Raw genomic sequence first — 21,863 nt, 5'->3', positions numbered from 1 at the left:
AGCGCCGTAGGTGAGGCGTATAGCGTTCTATCTCGTGTAGCGGAACTCGCGCCCCACCGAGAAGAAGAATGCCAGCGGCCTGCTACGCTCGGTCAGCTTGGCGAAGTCTCCCGCGGCGACAACCAGATGAACCGGCCCAATCGGCGTGTTGACGCGCGCTCCTGCGCCTGCGCCCCAGTGGAGCATCGAAGGTAGGTCTGACAATGCAAGCAGCTTGTCCCACGGCTCGAAGGTCCCGACGTTGCCCATCACCTGCAGGTAGACGGGGTAGTTCTCCTGCCCGAACAGCCGGAACAGCCGGAAGTCCAATCCGAACTTCGCGACCAAACGCTGCGCTGAAGTGAACTCGTCGGGCTCGAACCCCACGAATCCGGCACCCCCGGTGCGGAACTGCTCGGCCCACGCCAGCTCACCCAGAGATATGCCGACATCCAGAGCCGGTCTCAGGAGCAGCCTGGACCATACCGGGAGGGCCCTCTGGGCCGAGTAGCCGATCCTCAGAAACTGGTGAGTCCCACTCAGCAGTGTGGCAGAAGAAAGCACTTCCAGCCGCGACGCCGCACCCGCGGTCGGGAAGTCGGCGTCCCGGAATGTGCTGGCCTCGAGCCTGAAACTCGGGCCGACGATCCACTCGGGATGCAGTGAGTCCTGCATCAGCCTGGGGGGCACAAGGTATCCGGCCCGATAGGCTCTCAATCCGAAGTCGAAGAAGGCATCCCGACCAAGGATGTAACCCGCCTCGGCTACAGCGCCACGATAGCTGACAGTATAGTCACCCTGCCAACGGCTGCTGTCGTAGTAGGCTCGATCCACCGAACCCAGAAACCCGTCCAGCCGATAGCCGAACGGCAGCCGGAACAGACGCGTGCCGGTGATTCCGAACCTGGCTTCATCCGGATTGCCGACATCGAGTGCCGCACGGACGCCGGCGCCGGAGCCGACGAGGTTGCCTTGGCCGACCTCGAATCCGAGCGCCACTTCATCAGTGTTGTCGTAGCTAACACCAAGTGAGTAGAAGCCGTAGGCACGCTCATCCACCTCGATGACCACGTCAACCGAATCGCCCGGGACCGGTTCCAGCCCGTAGTTCACCTCTTCGAACAAGCCCGTGTGGAACAAACGCGTCAGGTCGTCTATGAGACGACCGAACCGAAGGTACTGCCCCGGTGTGGTCTGGACCTCTTTCCGTACCGTCCCTTCACGCGTGACGCGCAGGCCCGTGAATTGGACTGAACGGACGACCGGTAATGGCCGGGTGGCAATCGGACGCCGGTAGCGCACCGGCGTGCGTGCACCGATGAGCTCCCGGATGCGCGGCAAAGCGGCCTCGGCCGCCGACTCGCCCGCCGCGATCAGGCCTGCTGCCCTGGCGAAGTCCGAGTGAGTGAACGGATCCACGTTGGGCTCAATCAGAACATCGGCAAGTTCCTTCTGCCTCTTCAGGTCGTCAGGGCTCACCAGATCTATGCTGCGCGAGGCGATGTCGATCAGCGACACACCAGTCTCCGCGTTGTGTTTCATCGTCAACACGGCTATCTTCAGGTCGAGGTTCGCGTCGATACTATCCAGCGGGTCGACCGGCAGGTACTGCTGTACGCCGCCGTCGACCAGCTCCATGCCAGCGATTCTTTCCGGAGCGAACACACCGGGAATCGCGCTGCTCGCACGGATTGCCTGCTCCAGCCGGCCGTGTCCCAGTACCTTCTTCTCACCCGATACCAGGTCAACGGCCACGGCGCGGTACGGAATCGGCAGGCTGTCAAAGTCAAAGCCGGTGTGGTACTCGATATTGGACAGCAGGCGCATGAGCAGGAATTCCACGTTCTGAAGCGGCACCAGGCCGCCGGGCAGCGACGGAACCAGGTTCCGATGTCGGAGTTGGACGACGTACCGCTGCGCCTGCTGGCGTTCGGGAAGATACTGAGCGCCGAAGGGGACGCTGGAACTGAAGAGCAGATTCCAGTCCGCGTTGAGCGCCAGGCTCTCTATCTGTGCCGCGCTGTACCCGGCGGCGTAGACGCCGCCGACCATCGAACCCATGCTGTTACCGGCAATCGCGACAACCGGGATACTCTCGCGCTCCAGCACTTTGAGCACGCCTATGTGGGCAAACCCCAGTGCCGCGCCGCCGGAAAGCGCGAGGCCAATCCGCACCGGTGGCTCGACAACAACCGGCTCGCGCACCGGCTGCTGAGCCCAGGCACAGAGCCCGAGCGCGAGCAGGCAGACCAGTCCCGCCAACCGCCTTCCCCTCACGGCTTCTTCGCTTCCGGGTTCTGCGTTCTGACTTCTGCCTTTTGACTTCTGCGTTCTTCCGAACCTCGCCCCAGCTTCTCCGTCACCTCCCGAGCGCTCAGTCTCCGCCACTTGCCCAGTGGCAGCTCGCCGAGACGCAGACCGGCAATCCGCACCCGCCGCAGGCGCACGACCCTGCACCCCAGTGCCTCGAGCATCCTGCGCAGCTGCCGCTTGCGCCCTTCCGCAAGCACAACGCTGAGCCGGCCCGGCCCGACCAGACTGGCGCGAACCGCCCGTGCCGGACCGTCGGCCAACTGCACGTTCTTCTGCAGCCGGTCGCACAACTCCGGACCGGCCGGCCGGTCGAGTTCGACTTCGTACTCCTTCTCCTTGCCGTAACGAGGATGGGTGAGTTCCAGAGCGATGTCCCCGTCATTCGTCAGCAACAGCAAACCCTCGGAATCCCGATCGAGTCTGCCCACCGGGTAGAGCCGAAACGGCAGGTCAACCAGTTCCGTCACCAGCCAGCCTTCTTCATGACCCCGGAAACACGCGCTCAGGTAGCCGGCCGGCTTGTTCACCGCCACGACGACCTTCTCGGCTTCCGGCTTCACCTCTCTCCCCCGGTATTCAACCCGGTCCTTGCCGGGCGTCACCGACTGCCCGAGCTTCGCCATCGCTCCGTTGACCCGGACGCGCCCGGCCTCGATCAACTCCTCGCAGTGACGGCGCGAGCCGACGCCGGCCGATGCAAGGTACTTCTGAAGTCGTTCGGGCTTCACCTAGGTCTAGCTTACCACATATACGGCACGTGTCAAGTCGGCTCGCCGCAGTTCCCTCGGCCGCGCCTGCGCGTATAATTCCACGTGGAATGTCGCGCGTGTCCTTTCGAATGCGGAATCGACCGGTCGACTGAGCTAGGCGTCTGCCGGGCGACTGACCGGTTCGAGATCGCGCTTGCCCAGCTCCACCACTGGGAGGAGCCGCCCATTTCCGGCACGCGCGGTTCAGGCACCATCTTCTTCAGCCACTGCAACCTCCGCTGTCGATTCTGCCAGAACTACGACATCTCCCAGCAGGGCCAAGGCCGAGAAGTGACTCCGGCCCGGCTCCTGGCAATCATGCAGGAACTCGAACAGCAGGGCGCGCACAACGTCAACCTCGTCTCCCCCACGCACTACTCCGACCAGCTGCTTCCGATCCTCGAACTGGCGCGAGCCAGGCTGAAGGTTCCCGTCGTCTGGAATTCGAACGGCTACGAGAAGGTCGAAACCCTTGCCCGCCTGGAGGGACTAGTGCAGGTCTACCTTCCCGACCTGAAGTATTACTCGGACGCCCTCGGACGAATGTGCTCGTCGGCACCGGACTACTTCCGGTTTGCCTCCTCCGCCATCGCGGAGATGAAACGGCAGGTGGGCCGCAACAGGTACGATGGACACGGGATAGTCGAGAAAGGACTAATCATCCGGCACCTCGTGCTCCCCGGCCATGCCGAGGACAGCAAGTTGCTGCTTGAGTGGATTCACGATGACCTCGGACCCCGCACCAGCGTCAGCCTGATGTCGCAGTACTACCCGGTCCACCGGGCAGGTGAACTACCCGGCATGGGCCGCCGTATTTCGCAGGAGGAGTACGACGACGTTCGGCACCGGTTTGACGATCTCGGCTTCGAAGAGGGCTTTGCGCAGGACCATTCCTCTGCCTCCCGCGACTACACTCCGGACTTCGACGGCCGCGGAACGTAGACGCGCGTCGCTTTGACTCTGCCCGCTTCAGCGGGTAAGATGGATACTGATGTGCGGCGTACTCGGTCTTCTGACCCGGCGCGAAGTCGGCGCTGACCTCGTTGAAGGTCTGCTGGCGCTTCAGCACCGGGGCCAGGACTCGGCCGGCGTCCTGACCTCCGACGGCACGTTTCACCTCAAAAAGGGAAACGGCACGGTAGCGAATGTCTTCAACGTCAAGAATCTGTCGCGCCTGTCCGGCAGTGCCGGGATAGGCCACACCCGCTATCCTACCATCGGACCCGGCTCAGCCGAAGACGCCCAACCCTTCTACGTCAACCACCCGTTTGGCATCGCGATGGTCCACAACGGCAACGTCACCAACTACTCCGACCTGCGCCGCGAATTGATGTTCGACGACTTCCGCCAGCTTACCAGCTGCTCGGACGTTGAACCGCTGTTGAACGTGTTTGCCGAAGGCCTGGAGCAGTCGAATCTCAAGCGCTTCACCCCGACCGCTGTCTTCAAAGCGGTGCGCGGCGTGTTCGATCGGGTCCACGGCGCGTTCTCGGTCGTCGCATTGATCCACCGGCGCGGACTGCTCGCCTTCCGTGACCCGTTCGGCATCAAGCCGCTGGTCTTCTCGCAGCAGGACGGCGAGTTCGCCTTCGCTTCCGAGAGCGTCGCCTTCGACCGTCTCGGGTTCCACGGGTTCACCGACGTGAAGCCCGGCGAGGCCATTTTCGTGGATTTCAAGGGCAAGGTGCACCGCAACCAGGTGCGGCCCGGAACGCCGCGGCCCTGCATCTTCGAATTCGTGTACTTCGCGCGGCCCGATTCGGTCATCGACGGCATCGAAGTCTACCAGGCCCGGCTGCGGCTCGGCGAGCGTCTCGCGTTCGAAGTCGCACGCCAGGGGCTCAAGCCCGACGTCATCGTCCCGGTACCGGACACTGCCCGCGCCGCGGCCAGCTCGCTCGCCTCTGTCCTCGGCATCAGCCTGCGCGAGGGCCTGATCAAGAACCGCTACATCGCCCGCACTTTCATCATGCACGGCCAGGACCGTCGTGCACTGTCCGTTCGCCAGAAGCTCAACCCGGTCCGGTCCCAGGTCGAGGGCAAGGATGTCTTGCTGGTCGACGACTCAATCGTCCGCGGCACGACCTCGCGCGAGATCGTGCAGATGGTGCGCGACGCCGGCGCCCGCAAGGTCTTCCTGGCAATCACCGCACCGCCGCTCCGTTGCCCGTGTGTCTATGGAATCGACATGATGACTCGCGGTGAGTTCGTAGCCAAGAACCGGACCGTCGAGCAAATCCGCAAGGTCGTGGGCGCGGACGCTCTGGTCTACCAGACCTACGAGGGCCTGGTCTCCGCCGTTCGCGGAAACTCGGCGGTGCCGAGTTTCTGTACCGCCTGCTTCAATGGCAAGTACCCAACCGGCGTAACCCGACGCTACCTCGCGCAGATGGAGCGCGAACGCCGGCGCTGGACCGAATAGGCACCGCTCTGCCGGCGTGCAGCCAGCCTGCGGCTGTTGACCCACACCCCGGTTTTCATAGACTGAGAAGTCGGCTAGACAACTCCGTTGACCTGATGAAACCAGACCGCCCGCTTACGCTGCCGCCTGTCGGCAGCAACTAGGAGGCAAGTTGGCGCTATCCTGCATTGTCGCGCTGCTCTTATGCACGCTCCCCCCGCCCGGCGGTGTCGCGGCGCGTGACGTACCGAATGACGCGGGCGGCAAGATCGCCGTGACATGGACGCGCTCGCCGGATGGCAGCGTCATCAACTACCGCGTGCTCCGCCAGGCCGAAGGCGCTACCGAATGGGACACGATCGGCATGGCTGGCCGGCTCGCCTCGCGCTACTTCGACGAGGGGGCCGGGAACGGCACGCCGTACCGCTACAAGGTCCTGGCCGAGGCCGACACCCTGCAAGGCGAGTCCGAACCATCTGGCTACGCGAAGGCAGCGCCGCAGTGGTTCAACACCGGCCGAATCCCGTCTATCATAGGCACGGCCCTCATCCTCGTGATCTTCCTCTACACATTCCAACAGGCAAGGCGTGGGGCCAAGATGTTCATCCGTCGGATCGCCGGGCTGGACGCGGTCGAGGAAGCGCTCGGCCGCGCCACCGAAATGGGCCGGCCGACGCTCTACGTCCCCGGTTTGTCGACGATTGACGATGTCGCAACCATCGCCTCACTCAATATCCTCGGCGAGGTCGCCAAGAAGACCGCCAAGTTCGGAACACCGCTCATTGTTCCCAATCGTGACCCGATCGTCTACACGGTGGCGCGCGAGGTAGTCAAAGAGTCCTACGCCTCGGTCGGCCGACCTGACGCCTTCAACCCCGACTCGGTCTTCTTCCTCACCGACCAGCAGTTCGCCTACGCTGCCGCGGTCGACGGTATCATGCTCCGGGAGAAACCGGCCACCAACTTCCTCATCGGCATGTTCTGGGCCGAGTCCCTGATCCTGGCCGAGACCGGCGCCATCTCGGGCGCGGTGCAGATTGCCGGCACCGACGCGGTCAGCCAGCTGCCGTTCTTCATCACCGCCTGCGACTACACCCTCATCGGCGAGGAACTCTACGCCGCATCGGCCTACATCTCGCGCGAGCCGCTCCGGCTCGGGGCAATCAAGGGCCAGGACTACAACAAACTCATCATCCTCGCGCTGATACTCGGCGGCACCCTGCTCGCCCTGGCGGTAGACATCCGCATCACCGACATCCTCTAGAGGCAAACGATGAAACGAAAACTCCCCCTGATCATCGTGCTGGTAACCGGCATATTCGGTGTACTCACCTACATCATTCCGCACCCGATAATCCAGGACACCGACGCCGTTTTCCGCAACGACATCCTCCGCGTCATCGGCGCGTTCAGCATCGTCCTCGGCATCGGCTCGATCCTGCGCCACCACTTCATCAAGATCAAGCGCAAGGCTGAACACTGGGGCTACAGCTGGATCACAGTCGTCGCCCTCTTCGTCAGCGCCATCATCGGCCTGTTCGGCGGGATCGACCCGACCCGGCCCGGCCTCCTGCCGACCCAGGTCGGCGGCTTCTCCTTCCACATCCAGTCGCTCTTCACCGGCCTGATCGTCCCGCTCGGTTCGACGATGTTCGCCTTGCTCGCCTTCTTCATGGCCTCGGCCGCCTATCGTGCCTTCCGCGCCCGCAACCTCGAGGCAACGCTCCTGCTCGTCTCCGCCTTCATCTTGATGCTGGGCGCGGTGCCACTTACCCGCATGATAGTCAGAGAACTGCCCTCGTTCGCCGAGTGGATTCTGGCGGTGCCGAACACTGCGGCCAAGCGCGGCATCGGCTTCGGTATCAGCCTGGGCATCCTCGCCACGTCGCTGAAGATCATCCTCGGCATTGAGCGCGGCTGGCTCGGGGGAGGTGAGTGATGGCGGCGTCAGGCAGTGCCGGGCGAAAGGGCTTCTGGGAGAGGCTGCAGCGCATCGACCGGCGGTGGATTTACCTCGTCATCTGGCTGGTCGTGATGGTGCCGCTGATCAAGCCCTTCCCGATCAAGCCGGTTGCCTCACCGCCGGTGCAGCAGATGTTCAGCTACATCGACTCGATGCCCGAGGACAAGGCGCTCATTATCTCGGTCGACTATTCACCCGACACCCAGGCCGAGCTGCACCCGATGACCCTGGCGCTCCTGCGCCACGCCTTCGCCACCGATCGCCGCGTCGGCCTGGTGGCGACCACGGTCTACGGGCTTGGCCTCGGCGAGGACGCCCTGCGCGAAGTAAAGCGCGAGTTCGACTCGGTCGCTACCAGGCACGAGGATTCGGTGATCAGCGGCGAGGACTTCATCTTCTGGGGCTGGACCACGCCGCTCCTGACAATGATGCTCGGCATGGGCGAGAGGATAACCAACGTCTTCCCGGTCGACTACTACGGTGCGCGAACCGAATCGCTGCCGATGACGCGACACGTCAAGAACTACAACGATGTCGGCATCCTCGTCTCGGTTGCTGGCTCATCGATGCCGATCTCCTGGGTCGCCTATGCCCAGACCCAGTTCGGCCTCCGCATCGGTTGCGGCACCACCGCGGTGTCGGCAGCCGACTACTACACCTACCTCAACTCCGGCCAGTTCACCGGCATGCTGGCCGGCATGCGCGGCGCGGCCGAGTACGAACAGCTCACGCGCGAGAAGATGGACCGGCTGGGCATGACCTGGCGCGTCCGCAACCGCGGTACCGAAGCGATGTCCTCCCAGACCGCGGCCCACATCGCCATCATCCTCTTCATTGTCGTCGGTAACATCGGGTACTTCGCCACCCGCAGGAGGAAGTCATGAACCTCGCCACCGATCCCTGGGTCTGGGTAGCGGCCATAATGACCCTGGCCGTCTTCTCCTTCCTGTACAAGGAGAACCCATTCTATCGCGCCGCCGAGCACCTCTTCGTTGGCGTCTCCAACGGCTACTTCATCACCTTCACCTGGCACCGGGTGCTCGTGCCCAGCCTGATCGACCCGGTCGGGCACGGCCAGAAGCTCTGGCTGATACTGGCCGCCATAGTCGGCGCGCTCTACTTCACGCGGTTCATTCCGAAGATCTCGTGGCTGGTCCGGATCCCAATTGCCATCTTCCTGGGCTACGGATCCGGCATGTCGCTGCTGCGGTCAGTTGAGGCCGGCATCATCGCTCAGGTCAAGGCGACAATCGTGACCCGCGCCACGTTCGCCAACTGGCAGGCAGGTCTCTGGGCGCTAATCATCCTCGTCGGTGTCGTCTGCACGATCACCTACTTCTTCTTCTCGGCCGAGCGGAAAGGCGTGCTCAAGCCGATCAGCTATGTCGGCATCATTTTCGTCATGGTTGGGTTCGGCGCATCGTTCGGCTACACGGTGATGGCCCGTATCTCGCTCTTCATCGGCCGACTCCAATTCCTGCTCGGCGATTGGCTTGGCCTGATTAGGTAGTAGAAAAGGTCCTTGAGGAAGCGGGGCGCGTCTGCGCCCCGCTCGCTCTTCAGAGGATGAAGGACTATTCCTGGAGATAGACGCGCCAGCAGAACCAGGCACCACCAGCAGTGACAAGCAGGCCAACCCCGACCACCGCTGCGGCGACTATTCCGGCATTCTGCATGGTGAGCGCGGGCAGGCTGATGCTCCGGATGCCGAGCTGTCCGGCCAGGCCGAGGATCACCCTCTCAAGCCGAACCCGAAACAACCACGCCAGGCCGCCCAGTACCGGCGCGAGCGCCAGTGACCACCACGGGTTCAAAACGAGACTCCGCTGCCGCGGCAGCGATGAAAGCACCTTCTCGCCAAACCCCGGTCGTGGCTCGAGCACCGGCTGATGGTCAAGCGTGGATACGAGCGCCGTCATCAACGCCAGTTCGCGCTGGCACTCCCCGCACTCGACCAGATGGGCGTCGAACAGCCGCCGGTTCTCGATGCTGAGTTCGCGGGTCACGTAGTCCTGGACCGCCTGTCTGACTTCAACGCAGTTCATTGCCACATCACCTCTTTCAAATTGTCCCAGCCGATTCGCTCCACCAGCCGCGTCCTGAGCACCGCCCGGGCCCGGTGGATATGGGCTTTTACCGTGCCCATCGGCTTGTGGGTCAGCTTCGCAATCTCCTCGTAGGAAAGGCCGCTGAAATGGTACAGGGTCACGGCGGCACGATAGTCGTCCGGCAGCCTGCTAACCTCTTCCTGGATCGTGGCCTGGATGTTGCGGTTCAGGAAGTCCTGCGCCGGCCCCTCAACCGGCACGCCCGTCGCCTCGTCGAGTTCGACCTCGGGCTTGCGTTTGCGCAACTCGCTGATGCACGTGTTGTAGCATATACGGTAGAGCCACGACGAGAACTTCGATTCACCCTTGAAACCGGGCAGGGCGGCCCACGCCTTGATGAAGGACTCCTGGGCCGCATCCTCGGCCCTGCCCGGGTCCTTCATCAACCGACGTGACATTGAGTACAGCATTCCTTTGTAGCGTTCAACCAGCACCCCAAACGCCTGTTCGTCGCCCCGTGCGGAGCGGCTCACCAGGACGTCTTCGGATGCGATCTCCATCTGTCTCGACATAAGACGCCGTTCTGCCTCGGATGTTACACCCGGCGCAACAAACTGGCAAGCCCGGACGTCCTACGGGCGAAATGGCACAAGTCAGAAACAGCCACAAGACAGCCCTGCTGGTAGCGCTGCCAGCCCTGGTGCTGGTGCTCGGGATAGCCCTTGGCTTTGCCCTGAAGAGCACCGCCCGTCGCGCGGTCGGTCTGATGCCGGAGATAGTGTGCACGGCCGACCGCTCCTTCAACGTCGTGAGTGAAATCGTCGTACGCGCTTCGCGTCCATTGAGCGTGGGTGCGGTGGCGCGGCTCACGGAAATCAGTAAGTGAGAGGAGCCTGATATGACCCCATCTGCCTTCCTTGATTCGGCGACCGGGATTGTGGTCGTCACGCTGGTATTCGCGCCAGCAATACTGGCGATTATCGCCCTGCTGGCCATTGTCCTGGCGGTTGTGAACCGGCGGCACAAAGAACGGATGAAGATGATAGAACAGGGAATGATGCCGCCTCCGCCCCGCAAACAGAAGGGCAACTACTACGGCCTGCTAATCACCGGAGCTATACTCTTTGCCTTCGGGCTGGCCCTGTTCGCGGGCGAGATGGCCAGACAGGGCAATGACTACACCGGCGGATTCATCTTCGGATTCATCGGCCTGGCCATGCTTGCCTGTTTTGCCATCATCCGGGTAGCGCGCAAGAACGAGCCGGCCGACCGGACCGACGCCTACCAGCCCGCGCCCCCGCCTGTCCCTCCGCAGCAATAGACCACAGACCTAGGCTGCATACCGGGGCGGCCCTGCTGCCCCGGTTTCTCGTTTATCCTCCTCCACGACTTCGGGGAGGGGCATGCTCAGAGACAACGGCGGCCCCCGCATCCAAACGCCTCACCACTTCCGGCCCGCGGGTCGATCGCCGCGGACCGCGCTGACGCTTTGGCGAACCGGCCTGCTGGTGTCGCGCGTCTAATCGTCTTGCGCATGTTATTGAAAAACCGCAGCGTAGCCATACTCTTCTTCGGCCTCTTCGTGGCGATGATGGGGTTCGGCATCATCATACCCGTACTACCCATGTATGCGAAGTCCCTGGGAGCGACGTCGCTTCACCTCGGCATGATTATGGCTACGTTCTCATTCTTCCAATTCATATTCGCCCCGATCTGGGGCACGGTCTCGGACCGCATCGGCCGCAAACCGGTACTCATGATCGGCCTCGTCGGCTACATGCTGTCGCACCTCGTCAACGGCTTCGCTAGCAGCGTGGCAATGCTCTTTGTCTCCCGGGTCCTGGGCGGCATCCTTTCGTCTGCGGTTCTGCCCACGGCGATGGCGTTCATCTCGGACGTAACCGGTGAGCACGAGCGGGGAGCAGGGATGGGGATATTCGGCGCCGCAATGGGTGCGGGCGTCATCTTCGGCCCGGCCATCGGCGGGTCTGTCTCGCACTTCACGAACAGCTTCCAGGCGCCGTTCTTCGTGGCGGCCGGACTGGTGGCCCTTCTGATTCCCCTGGCCTGGGCATACCTGCCTGAGAGTCTTCCCCGCGAGCGACGTGTCACCGGCACTCGGGAGAAGAAGCCGCACCGCCTGCGGGAGCTGGCCAACGCGCTCAGGAGCGAGCTCGCGATCTACTTCGTCATCGCCTTCCTGACCAGCTTCGCGGCGGCCAACCTCGAGGGCATCTTCGCCTACTTCTCCCTCGACAGGTTCGGGTTCGGACCGCGTGAAATGGGGCTGGTCTTCACCGTCATCGGCGTCGTGTCGGTGCTGATGCAGGGATTGCTTGTCGGCCCGGCGATCAACCGCTACGGTGAGAACCGTCTCATCCTCGCGGGACTTGTCGGCACCGCCATCGGCTTCATACTCCTGACGCAGTCATGGAACCTGGTTTCGCTAACGGTGTTCGTGGCCCTCAACATGGCCGGTGGTTCGTTGGTCCGACCCGGGCTCAGTTCTGCCGTGTCGAAGCAGACCGATGCCGGGCAGGGCGCGACGATGGGCGTGGTCAGTTCCTTCGACTCGCTCGGCAGGATAGTCGGCCCGGTGCTGGCCGGCTGGCTATACGGTCTGCACATCAACCTGCCGTTCTTCTTCGGCGCGGGTATCGTGCTCGTGGGCGCCCTGATTGCCCTGCCGGCCTTCCGTCACCCGAGACCGACGATAGTCCCAGCTCCAGAACCCGTCGACTAACTCCTCTCCTGGCCGAGCCCACCCGCGCGCCGGAACCAGAAGGGGCTGGCCACGGAGGCAAAAGGCCACAAGCAAGAGGGTCCGGAATCCGGACCCTTAGTTTCTTAGCGTCGGACTATCTCAGTCGAGGAGGACCAGCTTCGCGCTCGGCTGGTTCGCGCCACCGGCAAGGCGGGCGAAGTAGAGCCCGGCCGCCAGCTTCCGGCCGCTCGCATCGGTCATGTCCCAGGCCAGCCGACTCGGTTGCGCCACCACGAGTTCGCGGATGAGGCTACCGAATGCGTCATACACAATCAACTTGCTGCCCGGCGCTGCCATGCGCACGTCGAACTGGACGCTGCCGGCGCCCAACCGACTCACTGCCGGCACCAAGAACACAGGCAGAACGGCGGACGGCTTCTCTTCCTGAGCGCCGGCTGCCACAACGCGGAACGACCACGGCGTGCCCCACTTGCCCCATCCCCACTGGTTCCGCCCCCGCACTATCCACTTGTAGATCTTGTTCAACTTGAGGATGGAATCGGGCAATAGGAAATGAGCCGTGGTGCCGTTCTGCTCCAGCAGGGTGTCGAGTCCCTGCACCAGCTTGAAGTGAATGCTGTCACAGGCCGCCCGGACCGAGTCGACCTCAAGTACAACCGGGAGGTTGTCCGAGGGTATCGGCAACCCGTTGGGCGGGGCAATCTGCGGCGGCGGCACCGGCTCCTTCAGCACGTGGAAACAACCGAACGTGCCGTCGGCCGAGGTCAGAGTCGACCCACTGTACTGACCTACCCGCAGCCGGACCGAATCGCAGGTGGGAATGGAGGGCGGTATGTACCAGTGATATGCGCCGCTGTCGGCCACATCGGCGGCCGCGACCTGCCAGGTCGCCCCGCCATCGGTCGAGACATCGATATCGACGCTCGTGCCCGGCGTGCCGCTCTCCCAGGTGATGCGTACGGTATCGCCGACGTATAGCACCTCGCCGCGGCCGGTCGAATTGTAGAACGTATCACCCAGCGGATAGGTCAGCCGGATGTTGCGTGCATCTCCGGCGTCGGGGGTGACGGCAGCAACATGAGATACGTCGCTGCCCGAATGCGCCCACCACTCAGCCGGCATCCACCAGGTATTGTGGACGTACACGTACTTGTCCTCGGTGCGGTACCCGAAGCAGGCCAGCGAATGTGCCTCCCACAGGGGTGACCAGATCATCGCGTGGCCGGCGTTGATCTGCGAGGTGATAGTAGACCAGGCCCAGTCGTTGCTGGTCCGGCCCGTGACGTTCGTCACTGCCCAGCCGTTGTAGTCGTTGTTGTACCCGACCTGGAGAAGACCGTTGGCAATGAAGAGGATACTTGTACCGCCGAACGTCGTGTCGGTGTTCATCTCGATGGCGCATTCCCGCTGCACGTTGGGGATTTGCCAGTCGCTCTCTCCCTCGACCCCGTCGTAGCGTTGGACGTACCAATCTACCAGCCGGCCCGACTTCTGAACCCGGTCCACGTAGCCGCAGACCATCGCGCCCGAGGTCGGCGTGCACCCGTAGCTCCAGTCATAGAAAGGGGCGAGCCCGATGTTCGGCACGAATACCTCGCTGAACCTGCCCAGTTTGCCGTCGAGCGCCCGGTCCCAGAGTGCGCTATGGTGCTTGGCGGCCGCGGCATCCTCGCCCGGGTATTGCTGCCGGAGCTGCGCCCGCGCCTCCGTCACGTAACCGGCGAACTCCTCACGCGAATCCCAAGTCCGCTCGAAGTGCTGGCTAAACACGGCCGTCTTGCCCGCCCGGTTGGTGAACTCGAGATAGGTGGTGGGACTGACATAGTAGATGCGCGTCAATCCGGCATCAGGTCCGAGCATCTGCCTTGCCCGCGACTGCGCCCTGGATGCCAGCGCGTAGTACTCGGAAGTGCCGTAGCCGAAGCGGATTACCGGTGCCCGGTCGCGGCGCGCCGACACGAGAATGTGGCTGTACTGCGATCGCCAGCGTGACAGATCGGTGTTCACGGTCAGGGTCTGCCGCTCGGCCTGGACGTCGGCCGCGACCTGTTCGTATCTCGGGAACTCCTTCCCGTCAACCCGGAAGTGGAACATCCAGGCGACAGCGTTCCCGTCCTCATCGACGTATGGGACAACGGTGCCGAGCCGGGCGCCCGGGTACTCGATCGCCGCCCGGTTAAGCGCGACCTGGCGCGCGGTTGCGAACGGGACGGCGTTGGGCGGAGTCGCTCCGGCATCCGGCATCGGCATCGCCACGGCCAAGACAAAAAGGGCCATCAGCCCTGCTGAGATCTTCATCACACTATTCTCCTGGTACTGGCATTCTCCTGTCACTCTACAATTCTAGACGGCCCTCCGAACAGAGTCAAACAGGCGCGGGCGGCAGGAGCCTCACGCCTGAAGCCTGACGCCGAAATCCGACCCAGCCGCTCCGGAGTGATGTATCGTGCGTTGTGCGTGAAACGCGGCTACGGCGTGAGCCGGAACCGGTCGCGCGGGAAGAAGCTTGCCTCGCGCACGTTGCCGAGGTTCAGAATCTGCTGGGTCAGCCGCTCCGCGCCGATGGCCAGCCCGCCGTGCGGCGGCATCGCGTACCTGAATATCTCCAGGTAGAAGTTGAAGCTGTCCGGGTTTCCGCCGATACGCTTGATACTCTCCACCAACATGTTGTAGTCGTGGATGCGCTGGCTCCCGGTCGTCACCTCAAGGCCCCGGAACAGGCAGTCGAAGCCGAGCGTGGATTCCTCGTCATCCGGGTCGGGCATGGTGTAGAACGGCCGCGCCTTGCGCGGGTAGCGGCTGATGAAGACGAACTCGCTGCCATGCGTCTTCAGGGCGTAATCGCATATCTGCCGCTCGCCCTCCGGGTCGAGGTCGACCATGTCCTTGGTGTCCCGCTTGTAGTCCTTCGCCAGGATCGCGAGCGCGTCCTTGAGTCGAATCTCGGGAATGTCGCCTGTCTTCGGCAACTCGGCCTTGAGCAAGGCCATCTCGTCCGCGCAGGCCATGCCGATGTTCTCGACCATCTTCCTCAGGAAGCCGCGTTCCACGTCAATCACGTCGGTGTACGAATCGATGAATCCCATCTCGAAGTCGAGCGACAGGTACTCATTGATGTGGCGCGAGGTCGCGTGGTCCTCAGCCCGGTAGACGAAGCCGACTTCGAACACCCGCTCGAACCCGGCGCCCACCAGCATCTGCTTGTAGAACTGCGGGCTCTGGGCCAGGAAGGCCGTCTGCTCGAAGTACTTGATGGGAAAGAGCGCGGTCCCGCCTTCGGTCCCGGCCGACACGATCTTGGACGTGTGCACCTCGGTGAACCCCAGACCGCGTAAGTAGTCGGAAAAGGTCCGGACGATCTCTCCCTGCACCCTGAACGGCGCCGCTATCTCCGGGTTGCGCAGGCTGAACGCCCGGTGGTCGAGCACCGAGTCGATCTTCAGGTTCAGCTTCTTCTTGGAGCGGTTCACCTCGAACGGCAGCTCTGCCACCGGCTCGGCCAGCACTCTGACTTCCTTGAACAGGAGTTCGGCCCCGCGCTTCGCCTGCGGCTCGGCCTTCACCGTGCCGTACACCTCGACCAGGCTCTCGCGCTTCAGTTGCGAAAGGTCGTGCTTGGCGGGTTCGAGAATCACCGCCTGCGCGGTGCCGGTACGGTCTCGAACCACGACGAAAGAGATGGAGCCCAGCTCGCGGACCTGAAACAGCCAGCCGACGAGCTTGACTTCTTCACCGATGTGCTTGGCGATGTCTGCCGCTAAGGTACGCTGCATGGCGCCAGTCTAGCCGCGTTTGCTCACCGGTCAAGAAATCGTCCGGGACCAAGAACCGGAAGAGGAGTAACCACAAAGACACGCTCCCAGGAAGGGACGAAGTCAGAAGTCAGAGACCAGAATGCAGAAGTCAGAAGTGACGATGAACGCACTGTCCGACAGGGACCGCTGGGGTCAAGAACGATGAACGACGGATCGTTACCCGGCTGCATGTCCGGTCCACGACCTCCGGCTGGGTCGGCCACTGGACCCCTCGAACCCTGGAACCCTTCCCAGCGATCCCTCTATCCCTCCATCCCTTTGTCCCTCTATCCCTTTGTCCCTCTCTCCCTCGATCCCTCTATCCCTTGATCCCTCATGCCGACTCAACCACCAAGACACCAAGGCACCGGGAGAACCCAGACCAGTCTGCCACGAAAGCACGAAATCACGAAGAGAACCAAGGGTCCGAACACTCTATCCCTCTATCCCTCTATCCCTCTATCCCTCTCTCCCTCTATCCCTCGACCTCTCGACCTCTTGACCACTTCCTACTTTCTGCTATACTTCCCGCGCTCTGCCTGCGCCCGTGACTGGAACCGGACCCGGCGGGCAGTAGTCTGCAAAGGCAAAACCGTACCCAGGAAAGCGAGACCCTCCAGATGGTGATTGGCGTATTCGGCTTGTCGGCGAGCGGGAAGACGACTCTCTTCTCACTCCTCACCGGCATGCAACTCGATCCGGCGACGCGGCGTAAGGACGGCGTGACCGGCACAGCGCTGGTCCACGACCCGCGCGTGGACGAGCTTGCGTCCATCTTCAACCCGAAGAAGGTCACCCAGGCCAGCCTCACGTTCACCGACATGCCCGGCTTCGACCTGGAAGCGACCCGCGGCGAGAAGAGCCGGGTGATGCAGTTCATCCAGAACTCGGACGCCCTGCTCTGCGTGGTCCGCGCCTTTGTCAATCCCGCGGTCGCCTGGCCGGCCAAATGCGACACGCCGGCTGCCCAGCTCGACACCATCCGCACCGAACTGCTGCTGCGCGACCTCGCGGTAGTCGAAAATCGGCTCGAGCGGATCGCCGAAACGGAGCGGAAACGCCACAAGCTCAGCGACGAGGAGCAGAAGGAACGCAAGCTCCTGACCGCAGTCCGCGAGCAGTTGGAGGACGAGCAACCAGTCAGCCGCCAGGAGTTGACTCCGGCCGAGTCCAAGACCCTCGGCACCTACTGCCTGTTCACCGCCAAGCCAATCATCGTCGCGGTCAATACCGACGAACACCAGCTCAGCGCCAAGTCCTATCCTGACCAGGCCTGCGTCAAAGAGCAGTGCTCGGCAAACGGATTCGCCTACATCGAGCTGTCGGGCAAGATCGAGTCGGACATCAGCCAGTTCGACGAGACTGACCGCGAACTCTTCCTGCGCGAATACGGCTTCACCGAAAGCGGCATCCAACGCCTGTCACGGGTAGTCTACGAGCACGTCGGCCTGATATCATTCCTGACCGTCGGAGAAGACGAAGTGAAGGCATGGACCATCCGGCGCAACACCTGCGCCCGCGATGCGGCCGGAGCCATTCACACCCGCCTGGCCGAGACTTTCGTCCGTGCCGAAGTGATACCGCACAAGACGTTCATGGCCGTCGGCTGCATGAAGCGGGCGAACGCCCAGAACCTTGTCCGGCTCGCCGGCAAAGATGAGATCGTGAACGACGGCGACATCTTCCACGTCCGCGCCAGCGGCTGATCTCGGGACGCGGCCTTTGGATTGCGGGAGCGAAAGCTCCCGCTCTCTCTTTCGGCTTGAGGCTTGTGGCTTGTGGCTTGTGGCTGGCAGGTGCTTGAGCGTGCGCTTGCGCTCGGGCTACTCTGACCTACCTGGCAGCCTTCCCGAGTCCGGACCTTGGTGCCTTGGTGTCTTGGTGTTAAGTCTCTTACTCTGCCCGGAAGCGCCAGACCGCGACCGTAAAGAAGAGCGCGGCGTATCCGGTGATGACCAGGGCCGGGACCAGGGCCGAGCCGAATCCCTGCCCCCGCAGCACGACGTTCTGGAACCCATCCATCGCCCAGGCGCTCGGCAGCAGATGGCCGACGAACGAGAAGACGCGCCCGGTAATCTCCAGCGGAAACCACGCCCCGCCGCCGGCCGCGAACAGGAACATCGCCAGCATCGAAAACATGCTCACCTGCTCCTGGGTCCTGGCAATCACGCCGATGCAGAGCCCCAGGCTCGCCACCCAGAGCGAGAGCGCCGCCAGCACCACCAGCACCCCGGCCGGCGCGCTCAGGTAGTCAACCTTGAACGCGAACTGCCCCAGCCCGATGAGCAGGATCCCTTGCAGGAACGTCACCGTGAACATCGCCAGCACGTGCCCGGCTATCACCTGGAAACGCGAAACCGGTGCCGAGAGCATCCGGCCCAGGGTCCGGCTGCGCCGCTCCAGCACCAGCAGCAGGGAGGCAGTCATCATCCCGAAGATGGCGAACTGGACCAGGGTGCCGGGCGACGACTGGGCAAACCCCCTGGGCACCGCTCGCCGCTTTGCCGGGGCCGGCCCGAAGGCCTCGCGCCGAATCGCGAACGCCGGCTCCTGCCAGCCGGCACTTGCCCGCACCGCCATCTCTTCTGCGCTCGCGCCCGCGCCGACCTGACCCGCCACCAGTTTCCCGACGCGCGCAGAGACGGCCAGCCGGGCGGCGACCGCCTCGACCGCCTGCAAAGCCGCCTGCGCCTTCGGTTCGCTCCGGTCGCACACGGCTTCCAGCGCCGGGCCTGCGGCCGCGCTCTCCGCGTACCCGGCGCGCACCACGAGCACCAGGTCGTAGCGGCCGCGTCGAATCAGGTCGTCAACCTTGCTCGCGGCAGCGCGGCCGAGCTCCTCAACCTGGACCAGGCCACCCGACTCAAGCTGGCTGGTCACCAGCCCGCTCAGTTCGGTCGAATCGAGGTCGCAGACGCCGACTTCGGGTCGCGGGTCTTCGTGACCGGGCCAGCGGAAGGCGATGCCGAGGAAGGCGGTGAATACTACCGGCATCAACACCAGGAAGATGGCCGAGCGCCGGTCGAGCAGAATCTGCTTCAGGTCCTTGGCCGCAATCGCCAGCGTCGGTCTCATCGCTCAGGCAAACCTGCGCCGGAAGACCAGCGCGCCGACTGCAAAGCAGACCGCGCCCCAGGCGAGCATCACTCCGAACGGCACCAGCAGGTCTGCGGGCGGACGCCCCGCGATTGCCAGGTTCCAGCCGCGAATCACCCAGCCCTGGGGCAGGGCCAGGGCGACCTTGTTGAACGCGGCCGGCATGCTGGGCACTGCCTGGGTGAAAAGGCCGCCGAGCATCCCGGCAACGGAGAGGCCGCCGCCGAGCACCGGTCCGCCCTGGCGCGTCGTCTTGATGAACGACGCCAGCATCACGCCGAACCCCGACGTCGCTGCCACCGTGCCCACGAGCGCAAGCGCGGAACTGCCAGGCTGTCCCCAGCGCAGGCCGAAGAGAAAGGTCGAGGCCAGGATGAGTAGAGTCGCCTGTACTCCAACCGTTGCCACCACTGAAAGCATCTTGCCGCCCAGTATCCGGGCCCGTCCGGCCGGAGTTGTGAACAACCGCGCCAATGTGCCCTCTTCGTGCTCGCGCACCAGCGACAGCGCCGTGTATGCGCCGGTATAGAAAGCGAAGAAGACCATCAGTCCCGCGAAGATGCCCGCCATCATCCGCCGGAACATTGCCGAGATGTCCTCTCCCGCTCCGGGCGCGCGCACCGATAGCGCCGCTGCCCCGACCTCAGCCGCCGCCCGGTACTGCTGTACCAACCCGGCGACCACGCGGCTGTCCGGCGTCACGCCCGCCTCCTTCACCGCAATCCTGTAGGTGTTGAGGAGAATCCTGGTTCCAGACATACCGTCGAGCACCCGCTGCAGCACGCCCTGCACTATCGACGGGCCCACAGTCCTCACCGGGTCGCAGAGCAGCAGCACCTCGGCCCGGCCCGCGCTGTCGGTCACGGCTGAACTGAACCCGGCCGGAATGATGACCGCCAGGTCTGCCTGCCTCCGCGAGAGCGCATGCCGCGCCATTGCCGTATCGCTGAGTTCGGCACAACTCAGGATCTCCCGCAGTTGCGGGCTAGAAAGAGCGCTCACGACCAATCGGCCGAGCTGAAGGCCGCCGGCGTCTTCGTTGACCACCACGACGCGCACCGGCGCCATGCCCGGCCCCTTCCCCACCTCGCTCACCCGGCCGCCGAAGGCAAAGAAGAAGAGCGATGTAACCAGCAGAGGCACCAACACGGCCACCCCGATGAAGAACCGGCTGCGCAGCGACCCGCGCAGGTCCTTCCCGGCGATGTGGATCTCAGTCATGGGTCAAGAAGGGCCGCCACATGAGCAACCACGGATGGACACAGATGAACACAGATTGAGTGCCGGAACCGAACCCGACGGCTGTTCCGTATCCGTGTGCATCAGTGTTTATCAGTGGTTTTCAACTCCGGACTCAGTCTCGCAGCGCCCGGCCGGTCAGCGACAGGAAGACAGTCTCGAGGTTCGGTTCCCTGATGTCCACGGAACTGATGTGGAAACCCGCCTGCGCGGCCCGCTCGAACAGCCGCGGCACCACCGCGTCAGCGTCCGCGGCCAGCACGGCTACCCGCCCCTGCTCGACCGTCGCCTTGCTGACGCCCGCGACCGTGCGCGCCACCTCTGCCGCGCTGCCCGGTTCACCGGTCACCGCGAGTTCGATCCGCGCCTGCTCCCCGACCCGGCGGACCAGCTCGTCACGCGTGCCGCAGGCAATGACCTTGCCATGGTCCATGATGGCGATGCGGTTCGACAGCTCCTCCGCCTCCTCCATATAGTGCGTGGTGTAGAGAACGCTCATCCCCTGCCGGTTCAGCTCCTTCACATGGTCGAGGATGTGGCGACGGCTCTGCGGGTCGATGCCGACCGTGGGCTCGTCCATAATCACCACCTGCGGCGTGTGCAGCAGCGCCGCCGCGATGTTCACGCGGCGCTTCATGCCTCCCGAGTACGTCCCGACGCGCCCCTTCTGCCGCTCAACCAGCCCGACCGCCTCCAGCATCTCGTCCGTCCGACGCGCAAGGTCCTTACCGGAGAGCCCGTACATACGCCCCCAGAACAAGAGATTCTCTCGCGCCGACATGTCGTTGTACAAGGCAATCTCCTGCGGCACCACGCCCAGGTTTCTTCGTGCGGCCATGCTCTCCTTGAGAATGGAGTGACCCATCACCAGGGCATCGCCCGAGTCGGGCGCAAGCAGCCCCGAGATGATGGAAATCGCGGTGCTCTTGCCCGCGCCGTTCGGTCCGAGCAGGCTGAACACCTCGCCTCGCTTCACCTCGAAACTGATCCCTGCGACCGCAACTACGTCGCGGAACGCCTTGGTCAGGTCGCGGACCTCAATTGCATTGTCAACCATGATGCAGAAGCATATGTACTCACTTCGGCAAGTCAAACGCCACACTCGTCCGCCGCGTAAGTGAAGCCGTCAATCAACACCGCAAAGCCATCGAACGGGCCGAACTCCGCGCCGAACAGATCCGCCATATCCTCAACGAACGCAGCGTCTCGCTCATCCAGTACGTGCTCTACCGCAACTTCGGCCTGCACGTGGACAAGCTCTGCCGTGGCTACTCGGGCGAATCGCTACGTCTGATGGTGCAAGACGCAGTTGCGCGTTGGACGTGCTACGGTTGCAGAGCATGTCCCTCGGTTAGTTGAAATTCCTAGCGGCTCCCACATCACTTTAGGCAACTCTCTCTGTTGCGTCAATTTCTTTCGGTGACGCGGACCGTTCCAGTGCACTCAGCAATGCGGGGATGTGCCGGTAGCCATCTACGCACCGGAAGTGCTGCTCGGCATGTAGCAGCCCAGCTACACACCAGCGCCAGCGCATCTCGCCAGGGCGCCAGCGCTTC

19 protein-coding genes are annotated in these 21,863 nt (G+C 63.6%); 10 read left to right on the top strand and 9 right to left on the bottom strand.

Annotated elements, in window-relative coordinates:
- Positions 1-27: 27 nt before the first annotated feature.
- Complete coding sequence (locus FJY68_01045) at positions 28-2,367, bottom strand: hypothetical protein (GenBank protein ID MBM3330418.1); 2,340 nt, start codon at positions 2,365-2,367, stop codon at positions 28-30.
- On the bottom strand, positions 2,253-3,020 hold the full coding sequence (locus FJY68_01040) for an rRNA pseudouridine synthase (GenBank protein MBM3330417.1): 768 nt from the start codon (positions 3,018-3,020) through the stop codon (positions 2,253-2,255). The genes FJY68_01045 and FJY68_01040 overlap by 115 nt, the downstream gene beginning before the upstream one ends.
- An 84-nt stretch (positions 3,021-3,104) precedes the next feature.
- Here FJY68_01040 and FJY68_01035 point away from each other — a divergent pair, with 84 nt between their 5' ends.
- From FJY68_01035 to FJY68_01010, 6 genes are all read left to right on the top strand, one after another.
- Entirely contained in the window at positions 3,105-3,983 is an 879-nt protein-coding gene (locus tag FJY68_01035; protein ID MBM3330416.1) for a radical SAM protein, read from the top strand.
- A 49-nt stretch (positions 3,984-4,032) separates the two neighbouring features.
- Positions 4,033-5,463 (top strand): amidophosphoribosyltransferase, encoded by a 1,431-nt coding sequence (gene purF, locus FJY68_01030; GenBank protein ID MBM3330415.1) that lies wholly within the window; start codon positions 4,033-4,035, stop codon positions 5,461-5,463.
- A 151-nt stretch (positions 5,464-5,614) separates the two neighbouring features.
- The gene (locus tag FJY68_01025; protein ID MBM3330414.1) at positions 5,615-6,706 is read left to right on the top strand and encodes a fibronectin type III domain-containing protein; all 1,092 of its coding nucleotides are present in this window, start codon (positions 5,615-5,617) and stop codon (positions 6,704-6,706) included.
- Positions 6,707-6,715: 9 nt separating this feature from the next.
- Complete coding sequence (locus FJY68_01020; GenBank protein ID MBM3330413.1) at positions 6,716-7,381, top strand: hypothetical protein; 666 nt, start codon at positions 6,716-6,718, stop codon at positions 7,379-7,381.
- On the top strand, positions 7,381-8,289 hold the full coding sequence (locus FJY68_01015; protein ID MBM3330412.1) for a hypothetical protein: 909 nt from the start codon (positions 7,381-7,383) through the stop codon (positions 8,287-8,289). Before FJY68_01020 ends, FJY68_01015 begins: the two co-directional genes overlap by 1 nt.
- Complete coding sequence (locus FJY68_01010; protein MBM3330411.1) at positions 8,286-8,915, top strand: hypothetical protein; 630 nt, start codon at positions 8,286-8,288, stop codon at positions 8,913-8,915. The genes FJY68_01015 and FJY68_01010 overlap by 4 nt, the downstream gene beginning before the upstream one ends.
- A gap of 64 nt (positions 8,916-8,979) precedes the next feature.
- On the opposite strand, the gene FJY68_01005 is transcribed toward FJY68_01010, so the two are convergent.
- Both FJY68_01005 and FJY68_01000 read right to left on the bottom strand, forming a co-directional pair.
- Entirely contained in the window at positions 8,980-9,450 is a 471-nt protein-coding gene (locus tag FJY68_01005; GenBank protein MBM3330410.1) for a zf-HC2 domain-containing protein, read from the bottom strand.
- Entirely contained in the window at positions 9,447-10,025 is a 579-nt protein-coding gene (locus FJY68_01000; GenBank protein MBM3330409.1) for a sigma-70 family RNA polymerase sigma factor, read from the bottom strand. Before FJY68_01000 ends, FJY68_01005 begins: the two co-directional genes overlap by 4 nt.
- Before the next feature lie 71 nt (positions 10,026-10,096).
- On the opposite strand from FJY68_01000, the gene FJY68_00995 reads away from it, so the two are divergent.
- The 3 genes from FJY68_00995 (at position 10,097) to FJY68_00985 (ending at position 12,196) form a co-directional block, all read left to right on the top strand.
- Entirely contained in the window at positions 10,097-10,339 is a 243-nt protein-coding gene (locus FJY68_00995; protein MBM3330408.1) for a hypothetical protein, read from the top strand.
- Positions 10,340-10,351: 12 nt separating this feature from the next.
- Complete coding sequence (locus tag FJY68_00990; protein ID MBM3330407.1) at positions 10,352-10,774, top strand: hypothetical protein; 423 nt, start codon at positions 10,352-10,354, stop codon at positions 10,772-10,774.
- Positions 10,775-10,987: 213 nt separating this feature from the next.
- A complete protein-coding gene (locus FJY68_00985; protein MBM3330406.1) occupies positions 10,988-12,196 on the top strand; it encodes an MFS transporter in 1,209 nt (402 codons plus the stop codon).
- A gap of 120 nt (positions 12,197-12,316) precedes the next feature.
- Here the strand turns inward: FJY68_00985 and FJY68_00980 are convergent, their stop codons facing one another.
- Together FJY68_00980 and aspS are read right to left on the bottom strand one after the other, a co-directional pair.
- On the bottom strand, positions 12,317-14,479 hold the full coding sequence (locus FJY68_00980) for a hypothetical protein (protein ID MBM3330405.1): 2,163 nt from the start codon (positions 14,477-14,479) through the stop codon (positions 12,317-12,319).
- A 167-nt stretch (positions 14,480-14,646) separates the two neighbouring features.
- Positions 14,647-15,951, bottom strand: a complete 1,305-nt coding sequence (gene aspS, locus FJY68_00975; GenBank protein ID MBM3330404.1) for an aspartate--tRNA(Asn) ligase — start codon at positions 15,949-15,951, stop codon at positions 14,647-14,649.
- Positions 15,952-16,592: 641 nt separating this feature from the next.
- Here aspS and ychF point away from each other — a divergent pair.
- Positions 16,593-17,678: a redox-regulated ATPase YchF gene (ychF, locus tag FJY68_00970; GenBank protein MBM3330403.1), complete on the top strand. Its 1,086-nt coding sequence runs from the start codon at positions 16,593-16,595 to the stop codon at positions 17,676-17,678.
- A gap of 187 nt (positions 17,679-17,865) precedes the next feature.
- Here ychF and FJY68_00965 read toward each other — a convergent pair whose 3' ends face one another.
- From FJY68_00965 to FJY68_00955, 3 genes are all read right to left on the bottom strand, one after another.
- Positions 17,866-19,047 (bottom strand): ABC transporter permease, encoded by a 1,182-nt coding sequence (locus tag FJY68_00965; GenBank protein ID MBM3330402.1) that lies wholly within the window; start codon positions 19,045-19,047, stop codon positions 17,866-17,868.
- A gap of 3 nt (positions 19,048-19,050) precedes the next feature.
- Entirely contained in the window at positions 19,051-20,289 is a 1,239-nt protein-coding gene (locus FJY68_00960; GenBank protein ID MBM3330401.1) for an ABC transporter permease, read from the bottom strand.
- Positions 20,290-20,422: 133 nt separating this feature from the next.
- A complete protein-coding gene (locus FJY68_00955) occupies positions 20,423-21,364 on the bottom strand; it encodes an ABC transporter ATP-binding protein (protein ID MBM3330400.1) in 942 nt (313 codons plus the stop codon).
- Between the last annotated feature and the right edge of the window lie 499 nt (positions 21,365-21,863).

Source organism: candidate division WOR-3 bacterium, assembly GCA_016867815.1.
Taxonomy (GTDB): Bacteria; Hydrothermota; Tepidihabitantia; order Tepidihabitantales; family Tepidihabitantaceae; genus UBA2258.
The sequence above is the reverse complement of the archived record's forward strand: the minus strand, read 5'-3'. Positions and strand labels throughout refer to the sequence as shown.

Excerpts from the sequence above, each read along its gene's own strand:
- FJY68_00955 (MBM3330400.1), bottom strand. The coding sequence starts at position 21,364 with ATGGTTGACAATGCAATTGAGGTCCGCGACCTGACCAAGGCGTTCCGC.
- ychF (MBM3330403.1), top strand. The coding sequence starts at position 16,593 with ATGGTGATTGGCGTATTCGGCTTGTCGGCGAGCGGGAAGACGACTCTC.
- FJY68_00960 (MBM3330401.1), bottom strand. The coding sequence starts at position 20,289 with ATGACTGAGATCCACATCGCCGGGAAGGACCTGCGCGGGTCGCTGCGC.
- FJY68_00965 (MBM3330402.1), bottom strand. The coding sequence starts at position 19,047 with ATGAGACCGACGCTGGCGATTGCGGCCAAGGACCTGAAGCAGATTCTG.
- FJY68_01000 (MBM3330409.1), bottom strand. The coding sequence starts at position 10,025 with ATGTCGAGACAGATGGAGATCGCATCCGAAGACGTCCTGGTGAGCCGC.
- FJY68_00985 (MBM3330406.1), top strand. The coding sequence starts at position 10,988 with ATGTTATTGAAAAACCGCAGCGTAGCCATACTCTTCTTCGGCCTCTTC.
- purF (MBM3330415.1), top strand. The coding sequence starts at position 4,033 with ATGTGCGGCGTACTCGGTCTTCTGACCCGGCGCGAAGTCGGCGCTGAC.
- FJY68_01005 (MBM3330410.1), bottom strand. The coding sequence starts at position 9,450 with ATGAACTGCGTTGAAGTCAGACAGGCGGTCCAGGACTACGTGACCCGC.
- FJY68_01015 (MBM3330412.1), top strand. The coding sequence starts at position 7,381 with ATGGCGGCGTCAGGCAGTGCCGGGCGAAAGGGCTTCTGGGAGAGGCTG.
- FJY68_00995 (MBM3330408.1), top strand. The coding sequence starts at position 10,097 with ATGGCACAAGTCAGAAACAGCCACAAGACAGCCCTGCTGGTAGCGCTG.
- FJY68_01010 (MBM3330411.1), top strand. The coding sequence starts at position 8,286 with ATGAACCTCGCCACCGATCCCTGGGTCTGGGTAGCGGCCATAATGACC.
- FJY68_00990 (MBM3330407.1), top strand. The coding sequence starts at position 10,352 with ATGACCCCATCTGCCTTCCTTGATTCGGCGACCGGGATTGTGGTCGTC.
- FJY68_01020 (MBM3330413.1), top strand. The coding sequence starts at position 6,716 with ATGAAACGAAAACTCCCCCTGATCATCGTGCTGGTAACCGGCATATTC.
- aspS (MBM3330404.1), bottom strand. The coding sequence starts at position 15,951 with ATGCAGCGTACCTTAGCGGCAGACATCGCCAAGCACATCGGTGAAGAA.